This window comes from Paenarthrobacter sp. CM16 (genome assembly GCF_013179505.1).
Lineage (GTDB): Bacteria > Actinomycetota > Actinomycetes > Actinomycetales > Micrococcaceae > Arthrobacter.
In genome coordinates this window covers 1-11,646 of the sequence record NZ_JABMCX010000152.1, presented here as the reverse complement: position 1 = coordinate 11,646, position 11,646 = coordinate 1, and the positions used below count along the sequence as shown (strand labels likewise).

The window sequence follows — 11,646 nt, the reverse complement described above, 5'->3', positions numbered from 1 at the left end:
ACCTACGCCTGGGAGATGGACGGCAAGGATATGTCCGAACTACCGGCCAGCGTGGCGCATAATCTTATTCCGGCGTATTCGGCGGGTTTCAGTCACACGGTGGCTCTTATCCAGAACGCCAAGGATTGGTTCCATATCCAAAAGCACCAGCTGCCATTTGTTGATGTTGTTGGTGACTCGGATAACCTCTTCATGCTGATGGACCGGTGGGGGCCCGACACTGGTGACGGCCACATCCCCCCGCCCAAGGAACTGATCAGGGCGTGCTTCGAAGAACTGGCAACGTGTCGCGGGGACTGGCGGGCAGGACTCACTGCCTCCGGATTCCAAGCAGAGACGACCCGTCAAGACGTGAAACGGCGTGTGTTGGATACAGCTCCAGCAAAGGCCGCTTCCGACACCTAGGCCGCCCTTCACCCCCAACGCACCAACACCAACGGCCGCAGGACAACCCCGTGAGGGATTGCCCTGCGGCCGTTGTCGCGTTTAAACAGAACTACTAGCGGACTGCCTTGTTGCCCTTGAATTCGAGCTTCAGGCTGCTGCCTGTGCCCTTGGCCGTACCGTTCACCGCGGACTGGGTTTCCGCGAAGACCAGCGTGGAATGGGCAATGGCGTCGGCCATCTGTTCCAGGACCGCTGTATCAATGTTGGTGATGTCATCGCAGGCCTGGTGGTAGCAGGGGTCGTAGGCAACGCCGGCCGTGCCGCCGTAGATTGTCGCCTGCTCCGCCGTCTTGATCTCTTCAGCACCCGTGAAGAGGCCACCGGCTGGAATGCCGTTTTCGATGAACCCGAAGTAATCCGAGCGGCCGTCGAACTCTGTGGGCTCCGTGGCCAGACCCTGGGAAGCGAAGTAGTCCAGGAACACCTTCTCAATCAACGCCGAACCGTTGGGCCCCGCGGTTCCGAGTGGTTTGCCATCACCGTCGTAGACGAACCGGACCGGGTTGGGTGAGGCCACCATGTCGAAGTTGAGGTTGAGTGCGTGGTTCTTCAGCTCACTCTTGCTCAGCTGGGCCACGTAGTAGTCAGAGCCAATCAGGCCATCTTCCTCGCCGCTCCACCAGGCAAACCGCACGCGGTTCTCCGGGGAAATTCCAAGCGCCGCAAACTGCAAGGCCGTCTCAAGGATGGCGCCGGATCCGGAGCCGTTGTCGTTGATGCCCGGACCCTCGGCGACGGAATCCAGGTGGGCACCTACCACTACAGTGCGGTCTGCACGCCCGGCCGTATCTGCCAGGACGTTGAAGGTCTCGATCGGCTGGGTATCGCCCTCAACTGCGATCCGTACCGTAGCACCCGTGAGGCCGGCCAGTTCCTCACCGACTGCAAAGCTGGCGCCTACAGTGGGGATGGTCACTTCCGGGTTGCCAGCCGTCGGAGCGCCCAGCGTTCCGTCCAACCGTGCCAGCCTGTCATCGGCGTCGCCTTGGTTGAAGATGATGACGCCTGCAGCCCCGGCAGCTTGGGCGTTTACAGCCTTGGTGTTGAAGGGGCAGGTTCCGCGCTGGATGAGGGCGATACTTCCTGCCACGAAGCCGGTGAAGTCGGCAGCCTCACATCCGCTGGTGGATGCACGATCACCTGTGAGGTTGATATCCACCGCGGTCACCGTTGCCGTCACGTCGCCGAAACCTGAGTAGGACATGGCAGCGAAGTCATCCTCGGTGTATGTCCGCGGGGTTGGCGTGACACGTTCAAAAGCTTCACTGGCCAGGTTGAACTTGAGATATTCGAAGTACTGGCGCTGGGGCACATAGCCTGCTGCCCGCAGCTGTTGCTCGATGTATTCCGCGGAGGCTACATGTCCCGTAGTCCCTGCCGACCGGGTGCCGCCATTGGCATCGGCGATCGCTTGGAGTTCCTCAAGGTGGCCTACGATTGCGTCCGCAGTGACGGCGTCGCGGAGGGCCTGGCTGTCCGTCCCCTTATCAGCCAGGGCGGGTGGAGTTATAGCTACGGCAAGAATCGCGATGGTCGCCACTCCTGCTGCGAGGGCAGAGGTTCGTTTTTCAATGCGTGGTTTGTGCTTTGTATGCATGTCCTGCATCTCCCTGTGGTGACCCGGCAATTGGGTGGCCGGGTACGGTAGCGCAGAATCTACCCCGCAGGAGCCCGCTGGTGAAGGCTTGCTTTTTTGGACACGTCAGGCTTCGGCCCGCCCCACGGGCTGGGGTGTCCTCCAAGACCGCTGGGGGACCTTGCCGGTAACAAGCGCCACGGCAATAACCAAGAGGACCAAACCCCAGGTGGCGTTGGTGACGTCAAGGGCCTGCCTCATCACCACGAACGGCGGGATGATTGCCAGCACGGTGCCAGCCGCGATACGCCACATGGCGGGCCGGCGCTCACCTGCTGCCAGCGCGGTGCTGGCCAGTTCCAGCCGGAGCAGCGGCATGGAAACCAGCAGGACCAGCGCCCACGCCGCGATGTAAAACAAGGGCCTGCTTAGCCACCACTCTGTGCTGGCAGGCTGCGGAAATGGCAGCCGCAGAACCAAGGCGATCCCGAACAGGGCGATGATCAACGGCAGATGCCACAGATAAATGGTCATTGCGCGGCTGCCCACTACGAACATCACCTTCTGTACCCAGCCCACTTGCACACATCGCTGCAGCACCGGGTACGCGGCCTTCACCAGCAGGACGTGCGCCAGGCCCACCAGGACCAGCGGAAACATGGGCGGGTTCTGGCTGGTCAGCATATCCACGGGGTAGGGACCGGCGTGCGTGAGCGGAACCATTGCGGCGTAGCAGCCGGCAGCGGCCAGAACGAGTTTCCACGAAGCGAAGCGGTCAAAGAAACCGTCCGCATAAAAGAAGCCCAACTGCTGCAGAAGCCCCCACACGAACACCATGTTGAGCAGGCCGATCGGATTTGAGTCCAAACCCCACGGGTTGTGCTCCAAGCCCAGACGAAGACCATCGACGACGACGGCGCCCGCGGCCAGCGCCGCGATGGTCCGGTACGGTGCCAGGCCGTGGAACTTCGCCATAGTGGGCACCATCGCCTGGCAGATCAGATAAGCAGCGAGGAACCACAGCTGAACTCCGGCACCCGCAGCGATAACTGTGAGGAGGTCGCCCGGGACGCCGGCCGCCGTCGCGCTCCACAGCGCAACGGTGAGGAACGCATAAAGGGCGACCGTGGGGCGTACCAGCCTGAGTACCCTGTTCCGGAGGTAATCGCCGGCGTCACCGCCCTTGCGCTGCAAGCTGCGCCAGGAAGTCAGTGATGCGAAGCCGCCCACCACAAAGAAGAGCGGCATGACCTGTCCGAACCACGTACCCTGCGCAAACCAAGTCAAGGAGGTCAAGGGATTGCCCACCCCGATGCCTGCGGAGTCCACACTGATACCCATCATGAGAAGGTGGACGGCCACCACGGCAAACATGCAGGCAACACGAATGAGATCCACCACCAGATCGCGTGAACCAGCTACGGGGACAACTGGATTGCTTCGTTTCCGGCTGGACTTGGGTGAGTCGGACCTGAGGGTGAATGACATGGGAACTCCTGGCTTAGCCACTGTTTATCCAACGATTGGACTAACTGTAACGCATGCCGGAGCCCCAGTCGACGTCATCCCCGGAAAGATTGCGACGAGCAGGTCCGGATCCACATGGCGGGGCGTAGCCTTGAAGTGACCCACATCCCCGGCCACCCAAGTGTTCTACCGGCGCTATGGCGCATTCCATGAATCCACCCCACCAATGAAGGGCAGTGCTGATTGTTGTGCACATCAAAGAATTCTGGGACCAACTCTCGCCGGACACCCAGCAGTGGCTCATCGACAATCCGGGAACCATGATCGTGCCGCGGACCGTTACCGCGATCATCAATGGCGAAACGGGGGAAAATGCGGGCGTCGACGCGCACGGCGGCACCCACCTCACGGATGAAGATCAACACTTCATTCAGGAGCAGGCCCGGGTGCGCGGAGCTGCTGCCGCGAAGGAGCCCAAGTTCTTCGACTCGGTCGGTCCGGCCGACTAGGCTTCCGGGGCTGGGCACCCTTTAGCGCCGATTGCCCCCGCGGGCCGGTGCGTGCTGCGCGTAAGGGCGTGCCGTCGTCGAGCGTGCGGTGCAGGTGGCGCGTAAGGGTGTGCCGTCGTCGAGCGTGAAGCGCCCTAGCCCTTCCGCGCTGCCAGTCCGAAGAGCCATGTGCCGCCAAGGGCGGACAGGTAGCCGGCGATCACGATGAACGCTGTGCCGGCCCAGAAGTAGTCGATGGTGCTGTCGGTGCTCAGTCCGGGCATGACCTGGAGGAGCGAGTAGGCCGCGACAATGCCTGCCACCACCAAGGCAACAACTGTCAGCATCACCCACAGGCGGGACGCGGCCCAGTGCTCGCCGTATCCCTTCCAGACGTTCCAGCTGCTGCCGGTGCGGAGGATGAGCCACCCGGCGGGGAGCATGACGGCGCCGACCACCAGGAAAGCAGCCACGACGTCGGCCGGGCGGTGCCACTGATTGATCAGCGTGGAGACGCCGGTGGCCACGGCGAAGGTGCTGCCGAGGAATCCGGCCAGAGGGCGCCAGCGCGGGGAAACCATAAGGAACACGGCAGCCGCGGCGGAGGCGGCGAGGGTTGTGTGTCCGGAGGGGAGGGAGTTCAATTCAAGGGTTTGGACGCCGCGGTCGGGCCGGTCCGGAATGAGGAACTTGAGGATTTGAGTGGCCGCGTTGGCGGCGATGCATGCGGCAACGGCGATGCCGGCGGCTTTCCAGCGGCGGCGTGCAATGGTCACGAAGAGCACCATGATGGCGGCGATCGCGAGTGACATCATGGGCAGCATATCCAGGAACTCCGTAGAGGCCCTGCCGGCTGTTCCGCCCAGCACGGTGGCTTCAACCAGCGCTGACTCGTCGATGAACTGACCCATGGTGGTGCGCACAAAGAAGTAGTACGTTGCGGCCAGGCCCACCATGCTGGCGATGGTGGCCAGGATGAAAAGAAATCCTGTGCCGACGCCTGCAGTGGGCTTTTGAAGCGGCCGTTTGCTCGACCTCCCGCTGGTGCGGAATTGCTGGGAACTCATTCTGTCTAGGGTGCCACAGTTCTCTGGACGGTCCGTGTGAAGGCGCGACAGCGTTTCAGGGCGTAGTGAGGTGGGCGCAAGATCCTTGTGACGCTTGACACGTGTTAGGTGCCAGGAATATGCTTCCTAACACGTGTTAGGAAAGGGAATCTACATGTCGGGAACCAACGGGGCTTTGCGCGAATTCACACGCAGGAGTGCCCTTACAGCCCTCGGCGCCGGAATTGTTGGAGTCACCGCGGCGTCATGGCCGCGCCTGACCGGGGCCGATATTCCAGGCCGGGGAGATAACAGCCTCAGCATCGCCATCATGGGCACCGCCGCAGATGCCGCAGCCCGCCAGAAGGTCATTGACGCCTTCGCCAAGGTCCACCCCGAAATCAAGGTCAAAGTCCAGGCAATTCAAGCCGTGGACTGGAAGGACTTCTTCACCAAGATCCTCACCATGGTTGCAGCAGGAACCCCGCCGGACGTGGTGTACGTGGCAACGGAGGGAGCCCAGCTTTTTGCCGAGAAGCTGGCACACCCGCTGGATGAGTACCTGCGCCGTGACGCGGACCATATGAGGGAATACTTCGAGGACGTCCACCCCAGCCTGGTGGAAGCGTTCATGTACAAAGGCAGCCTGTTCCAGCTCCCCATCGACTGGAACGCCGCCAACATGTACTACAACACCGCATCGCTCCGTGCCGCGGGACTGGAACGCCCGGCCGATAACTGGACGCATACCGATTTCCGCAGCACCCTCGCTGCCATGAAGAAGGCCAACCCCAAGGACTTCACCCCGTACTACTGGACCAACCGTCTCTTCGGCGGCGTAGTACCGTGGCTCTACGCCAACGACACCAGCTTCCTGAAGGAAACCAAGTCCCCGGGCGGCGAATGGCTATGGGACGGCTTTTATGCCAACGACCCCTCACGAGGCCTCCGCTCCGGCGGCTACCAGTGGCTGGAACCCAACGCAGAGGACCCCCGCGTCTTCGAGTCCTTCGATTATCTCCGCGGACTCGTCAAAGACGGGCTGGGTGTCCGGCCGGAGGAAGGCGGCGGCAGCGCGCTGATCGGCCTCTTCGCCTCCAACAGGATAGGCACGACGCCGGCGGGCGGCTATTGGGTGCAAGGCCTTCACGAGGCGGGGATGACCGAGGATGGATTCGACGTCCAGTTCTTCCCCAAAGGCCGGACCCAGCGGCACCAGTTCGGCACGGCCGGCTACGCAATCATGAAAACTGCCAAGGACAAGGACGCCGCCTGGGAATGGGTGAAATTCAGCTCCAGCCTTGAAGCCATGCAGATCGTGTTCCCCACCCCCAATACCACCCCTGCCCGGCGGTCCATGGTCAACGAGCAGCTCTACGCCGGAACCGGCCCGCGGAACTGGAAGGTCTTCTACGACACCCTGGACAAGTTCCCCACCACAGGTCCCATTCCAGCGCCACCCCAGCAGGCCGCCGTCGAAACCGCCCTGATGAAAAACGTGAGCCTGGCTGTCAGTGGAGACGAGCGTCAACTCAAGGACGCACTCAATTCCATGCAGCGCGACCTTGAACTGGCCCTGAGGAGGCAGCCATGAGCACCGCAACCAGTACACCTACGGGGACGGGGAGCGAGCCGGGCCGCCGCCACGCCGCCCACAAGAACGGACAAGCACCCAAACGGGGCCGCATGCAGCAACGCTGGCTGCCCTGGGCTTTCCTGGCACCGACCATCGCGGGCATGGGCATCTTCACCCTGCTGCCGATCGTCGCGTCCATCGCGCTCGCGTTCTTCCGCTGGGACATCATCTCGGCGCCAACATTCGTGGGCTTCGACAACTTTGCGGAGGTAGTCCAGGACCCCACCGTCCGGGTCTCGTTCCTGAACACCATCGTGTTTGTTGTGGTGGCCGTGGCACTCCAGCTTGGACTGGCGCTTGGTTTGGCCATCATGGTGCAGGAGAAGATGCCGGCCTGGCTGAGGGTGTTCTTCCGCTCTGCCTTCTTCTTCCCGTTGATCCTCTCCGCAGCGTCGGTCTCGATTTTCATGCGGTACCTCTTCAACGAACAATTCGGTGTTGTGAACTGGCTGTTGTCCATTGTCGGCATCCCCGCGGTTCCGTGGCTGACGACGCCAACAGGGTCGGCCGCCGTCGTAATTCTTGTCTATGTGTGGCAGAACTTCGGATTCTCGTTCCTGCTGTTTATCGGCGGCCTGGCCTCCATTCCGGTGGAGACCTACGAGGCCGCGTCCATTGACGGTGCCACAGGATGGCGCAAGCATTGGTTCGTCACACTGCCGCTGCTGAGCCCCACCACCCTGGTGGCCTCGGTCATGGCGATCATCAACGCGCTGCAAGTCTTCGACCAGCCATACGTCCTCACCCGCGGCGGGCCCGGGGACTCAACACGCACAGCGGTGATGGTGATCTTCGAATCGGCGTTCCAGCGTCTTGAGTTCGGCCAGGCATCGGCGATCGGCGTGATCCTGACGCTGATCATCATGGCCATCACCGCCGCCCAGTTCCGGCTCAGCAAACGATTCGTCTTCTACCAGTAAGGCCCGCCATGACTACCACTCAAGAACGTGTCACCACCACGGCGCCTGTAGTAAAGCGGAAAAAGCGCGACTGGTCAGTGGCCATCCGCGTCATCGTCTTGCTGATCGCGTCCGTCTTTATCCTGGGTCCGGTGTTGTGGACGCTGTCCACCTCGCTGCGGCCGCCGTCGGAATCCTTCCAGCTGCCGCCCGCCTTCCTGCCGCTGAACCCGGACCTGACCTCTTACGAGCAAGTTTTCAAGCAACTCAACATCGTGGCACTGGTGGTGAACAGCGCGCTGGTTACGGGCCTCATTGCCGTAGGACAGATGCTGACCGCAGCGCTGGCCGGCTACGCCTTCGCGCACCTGCGCTTTCGCGGACGCGGAGCGCTGTTTTCGATCGTGCTGGCCACCATGATGGTGCCCGCGCAGGTCACGATCGTTCCCGTGTTCATGCTGATCCGCGGAGTAGGACTTTCCGACACGCTGCTGGCACTGATCATTCCGGCGATCCCGACGGCGTTCGGCACCTTCCTGATGCGCCAGTACTTCATGGGGTTGCCGGGTGAGCTCGCTGAAGCGGCCGCGATCGACGGCGCCTCGCCGTGGCGGACGTTCCGTTCCGTGTACGCGCCGCTGGCGATGCCTGGCCTGGCGATTGTGGGCATCCTGGCGTTCAACTTCCACTGGAACGAATTCTTCCGGCCACTGATCATGACCATCTCGGAGCAAAACTTCACGCTGCCGCTGGGCTTGGTCTCGCTCCAAGGCAACCTCGGCACGGGCAGCATCTCCGTGGTGCTGGCCGGTGTTGTCCTCTCCATGATTCCCGCGTTGGTGGTGTTCATGTTCGGCCAGCGCGCGCTGCAAGACGGGCTCACTGCCGGTACGGGCAAGTAATTTCTTTTTCATCGCTTTTGAAAGGGGTTCCGTTGACGGACCTTGCACTCTCCTCATCCCTGGCTGCTGCCGCCACCCACCCGGATCCCGCGTTCCCGCGCTTCCACCCCAGGCCGGCGCGGGGTTGGATCAACGATCCCAACGGCATCAGCTACATCGACGGCCGGTACCACGTGTTCTTTCAGTACAACCCTTTGTCCGCGAGGCACTCACAGATTCAGTGGGGGCACCTGAGCTCTGCTGATCTGGTGCGCTGGGAGGAGCATCCCGTCGCCCTTACGCCGCAGGCGGGAGGTCCGGATTCGGCGGGCTGCTGGACAGGCGTAGTGACCATGGATGATGGCGTGCCCACAGCTTGCTACTCGGGGGTCCAGGACCACGGCGGGCACTCGCAGGTAGTTATAGCCCGGGGTTCGGCCGATCTGGTCACCTGGGAACAGGACGGCCACGTTGCTGCATCCATGCCGGCGGATCCGCTGGTGACCGCCGTGCGCGATCCTTTTATTTTCTGGTTTGGCGGTGCACGTTACGCCATGCAGGGGGCGGGTCTTGCCGACGGCCGCGCCGCCTTGCTGCTCTACACTGTGGAGTCCCTTGACGACTGGAAATACCAAGGGATCTGGCTGACCACGGCTGATCCCGTGGCTGCTGCGCATACCCCCGCTGAGATCTGGGAGTGCCCGCAGTTGGTGGAGGTGCCCATCGCTTCAGGTGGCTCCACCTGGGTCATGATGTTCTCGCTGTGGCTCTCCGGCGACGACCACGAGCACGCCAACGGTGTGGGGTACCTGGTGGGGTCCCTTTCCGCGGATCCTTCGTCCGGCTTGCCGGTATTTACTCCGTCCTCCGGCGGGAAAGCGGATCTTGGCCGCGACTTCTATGCGCCGCAAATTGTTCAGCTTTCCTATTCCGCCGGTGGTGATGCTGCTTCTGCTCTCTTGTGGGGGTGGGCCAACGAAGGTCCCGGCCGTGACGGGCGGCGGGGCCGCACCCAGGAAGAAATCGACGACGCCGGGTGGTCGGGTGTGCTGACGCATCCCCGCGTTTTGTCGGTGGTTGAGGGGGTTTTGGAGGTTGCTCCTGCGCCCGAAGTTCTCGCATACCGGGGTGCTGCTGTGGCTTCGGGGGCTACGGGATCTGTTGCTGTGCCTGCGTTTGCCGAGGTGCTGGTTCGGGGGGCGTCTTCCTCGGTTGCGGGCTCGGGTGCCGGTTCGGTTGCGTTGCTCCTTGGCTCGGGGGCTGAGGCCCAAGTGGTTTATTCGGGTTCTCTGGCCGCGGGGGAGGAGCTCCGGATCTTCATCGATGCGTCCCTTGTTGAGGTGTACCGCTCCGGTTCTGTGGCCACCACGCTTCGGGCCTACCCTGTTCCGGGTGAGGAGTGGCAACTCACCTTGCCCGCCGGCGCGACTGCCGACGTGTGGGAGCTGAGCCTGCCCGCATAGGCGGCAGGCCGGCGTCGTGCGTGTGTTGCGGGGCCTGTTGTGCGTGTTTGTGGGTGTGTTTGGGGCGCAGAGTGGGCCCCGCAACGGTGGGGTGCGTGTGTTGCGGGGCCTGTTGTTCGTGTGTGTGGGTGTGTTTGGGGCGCAGAGTGGGCCTGGCAACGGTGGGGTGCGTGTGTTGCGGGGCCTGTTGTTCGTGTTTGTGGGTGTGTTTGGGGCGCAGAGTGGGCCTGGCAACGGTGGGGTGCGTGTGTTGCGGGGCCTGTTGTTCGTGTTTGTGGGTGTGTTTGGGGCGCAGAGTGGGCCCCGCAACTCAGCGCGTGGGTGCGGGGCCGGTCGATTCGCGGGTGACCAAGCGGCAAGGGACCATCGTTTCAACGGTGGTCCCTTTTCCAATGGCGTCAGTGCCCTCGATCGCGTCCAGCAGCGTGGTCATGGCGGCGCGGCCGATCTCCCGCAGCGGCAGGGCCATGGTGGTCAGGGACGGGACCATGGTGTCGGCAATCCGGGTTTCGTCGTCGTAGCCCATGATGGAGAGGTCGCCGGGGACACTGAGCCCAAGCCGTGCGGCCGCGAGGGTGACGCCGACGGCCAGGCGGTCGTTCGCGCACATGATGGCCGTGGGGCGATCAGCCGGGGACACGCCGTCGAGCAGTTTCATGGCGCCACGATAACCCGCATCAATATCCCAGCCGGCCATGAAAATCCTGCCCTCACGTACCGGCACGTTGCCCTTGGCGTGTGCATCCCGATAACCCTGGACACGCAGTGGCGCGGCTGGGGAGTCCTCGGATCCTGCCAGGAGCGCGATGTCCCGGTGGCCCAGTTGCAACAAGTGCTCTGTGGCCTCCCTGCCGCCGGTGAGTTCATCGGGGATGACGTGGTGCAGTTGGGGTGCGGGGTGGGCGTCGTAGCAGTTGGCCAGCACTGAGGGAACGCGGAGCATGCCAGGCGGAACCTCGATCGGTTTCAGGCCCACCGTCACGTACATCAGCCCGTCAACCTGCCGGTCCAAGAGGGTTTCGATAGCGCCGGCGTCCCTCGCGGCGTCCTGCTCAGTGTCCATGACCACGGTGACGAAACCGCGGCTTCGGGCGACGTCGTCCGCGCCGCCAATGATGTTGCCGTCGAACGGGCTGACCACCACTTCATCGGAGAGAATGCCGATCACGCGCGACCGCTGGTTCCGCAGGCTCAGCGCGATGGCGTTAGGGGAGTAGTTCAGTTCCAGTGCCGCTGCCCGGATCCGGTCCTGGCTTTCCTTGGCCACATTGCCGTCACCACGGCCATTCAGAACCAGCGAGACCGCGCTTCTGGACACGCCCGCCCGTTTGGCGACGTCCAGTGCGGTGGCCTTGCGGTTCATGGTGCTTTCCTCTCCTGCAGACTTGTCAGCAGTCTACCTAACGCGTGTGAGGTTTGACTCGGAAAGCTAGGTCGACATCGAAGAGCCGAAAGAGGACATCATGTTCTGCATCATGACGGACGTCCAAATGCCGGCCACCACCATGCTGATCACAAACACGGCAATGGTGATCCATACCGGCAACAGCCCGCGTTTGGGCGCCACCTTGTTGACGATCACCGAACGGCCAATGACATAGACCGCCGAGTTCAGGAACGTCCAGGCCCAGTGGAAAGGACGCACGACGCCGGCCCTCCCCAAACGCTGGTAGTCCAGGTACGCGAAGAACACCGAGAGGCCGTAGATGACCAGGCTTGAGGCCATCAGCAGGAAATACCCCG

At 62.8% G+C, this 11,646-nt stretch carries 10 protein-coding genes and 1 pseudogene; 6 read left to right on the top strand and 5 right to left on the bottom strand.

Annotation, left to right across the window (positions count from 1 at the left end):
* Positions 1-405 (top strand): hypothetical protein (locus tag HP499_RS14175; RefSeq protein WP_216660003.1); only part of this gene is annotated, 405 nt, incomplete at its 5' end.
* A gap of 94 nt (positions 406-499) precedes the next feature.
* Here HP499_RS14175 and HP499_RS14170 read toward each other — a convergent pair.
* Entirely contained in the window at positions 500-2,044 is a 1,545-nt protein-coding gene (locus HP499_RS14170; protein ID WP_172324704.1) for a M28 family peptidase, read from the bottom strand.
* A gap of 105 nt (positions 2,045-2,149) precedes the next feature.
* Positions 2,150-3,511: an acyltransferase gene (locus HP499_RS14165; RefSeq protein WP_172324702.1), complete on the bottom strand. Its 1,362-nt coding sequence runs from the start codon at positions 3,509-3,511 to the stop codon at positions 2,150-2,152.
* A gap of 215 nt (positions 3,512-3,726) precedes the next feature.
* Between HP499_RS14165 and HP499_RS14160 the strand changes: the two genes are divergently transcribed.
* Positions 3,727-3,999 (top strand): hypothetical protein, encoded by a 273-nt coding sequence (locus HP499_RS14160; protein WP_172324700.1) that lies wholly within the window; start codon positions 3,727-3,729, stop codon positions 3,997-3,999.
* 134 nt (positions 4,000-4,133) lie between these two features.
* Here the strand turns inward: HP499_RS14160 and HP499_RS14155 are convergent, their stop codons facing one another.
* Positions 4,134-5,045, bottom strand: coding sequence for a phosphatase PAP2 family protein (locus tag HP499_RS14155; protein ID WP_172324698.1), 912 nt, complete (start codon positions 5,043-5,045; stop codon positions 4,134-4,136).
* 154 nt (positions 5,046-5,199) lie between these two features.
* Between HP499_RS14155 and HP499_RS14150 the strand changes: the two genes are divergently transcribed.
* Genes HP499_RS14150 through HP499_RS14135 form a run of 4 tightly spaced genes read left to right on the top strand, consistent with a single transcriptional unit; the run spans position 5,200 to position 9,903 of the window.
* Positions 5,200-6,618 (top strand): sugar ABC transporter substrate-binding protein, encoded by a 1,419-nt coding sequence (locus HP499_RS14150; protein WP_172324696.1) that lies wholly within the window; start codon positions 5,200-5,202, stop codon positions 6,616-6,618.
* On the top strand, positions 6,615-7,580 hold the full coding sequence (locus HP499_RS14145) for a carbohydrate ABC transporter permease (protein WP_172324694.1): 966 nt from the start codon (positions 6,615-6,617) through the stop codon (positions 7,578-7,580). Before HP499_RS14150 ends, HP499_RS14145 begins: the two co-directional genes overlap by 4 nt.
* 8 nt (positions 7,581-7,588) lie before the next feature.
* Positions 7,589-8,461, top strand: coding sequence for a carbohydrate ABC transporter permease (locus tag HP499_RS14140; protein WP_172324692.1), 873 nt, complete (start codon positions 7,589-7,591; stop codon positions 8,459-8,461).
* 32 nt (positions 8,462-8,493) lie between these two features.
* On the top strand, positions 8,494-9,903 hold the full coding sequence (locus tag HP499_RS14135; RefSeq protein WP_172324690.1) for a glycoside hydrolase family 32 protein: 1,410 nt from the start codon (positions 8,494-8,496) through the stop codon (positions 9,901-9,903).
* 310 nt (positions 9,904-10,213) lie between these two features.
* On the opposite strand, the gene HP499_RS14130 is transcribed toward HP499_RS14135, so the two are convergent.
* Complete coding sequence (locus HP499_RS14130; RefSeq protein WP_172324688.1) at positions 10,214-11,266, bottom strand: LacI family DNA-binding transcriptional regulator; 1,053 nt, start codon at positions 11,264-11,266, stop codon at positions 10,214-10,216.
* Positions 11,267-11,332: 66 nt separating this feature from the next.
* A pseudogene (locus HP499_RS14125) lies at positions 11,333-11,646 on the bottom strand (hypothetical protein); the annotation flags it as partial.

Coding starts and splice junctions, on each gene's coding strand:
- HP499_RS14155 (WP_172324698.1), bottom strand. CDS start 5,045: ATGAGTTCCCAGCAATTCCGCACCAGCGGGAGGTCGAGCAAACGGCCG.
- HP499_RS14145 (WP_172324694.1), top strand. CDS start 6,615: ATGAGCACCGCAACCAGTACACCTACGGGGACGGGGAGCGAGCCGGGC.
- HP499_RS14140 (WP_172324692.1), top strand. CDS start 7,589: ATGACTACCACTCAAGAACGTGTCACCACCACGGCGCCTGTAGTAAAG.
- HP499_RS14150 (WP_172324696.1), top strand. CDS start 5,200: ATGTCGGGAACCAACGGGGCTTTGCGCGAATTCACACGCAGGAGTGCC.
- HP499_RS14130 (WP_172324688.1), bottom strand. CDS start 11,266: ATGAACCGCAAGGCCACCGCACTGGACGTCGCCAAACGGGCGGGCGTG.
- HP499_RS14170 (WP_172324704.1), bottom strand. CDS start 2,044: ATGCATACAAAGCACAAACCACGCATTGAAAAACGAACCTCTGCCCTC.
- HP499_RS14165 (WP_172324702.1), bottom strand. CDS start 3,511: ATGTCATTCACCCTCAGGTCCGACTCACCCAAGTCCAGCCGGAAACGA.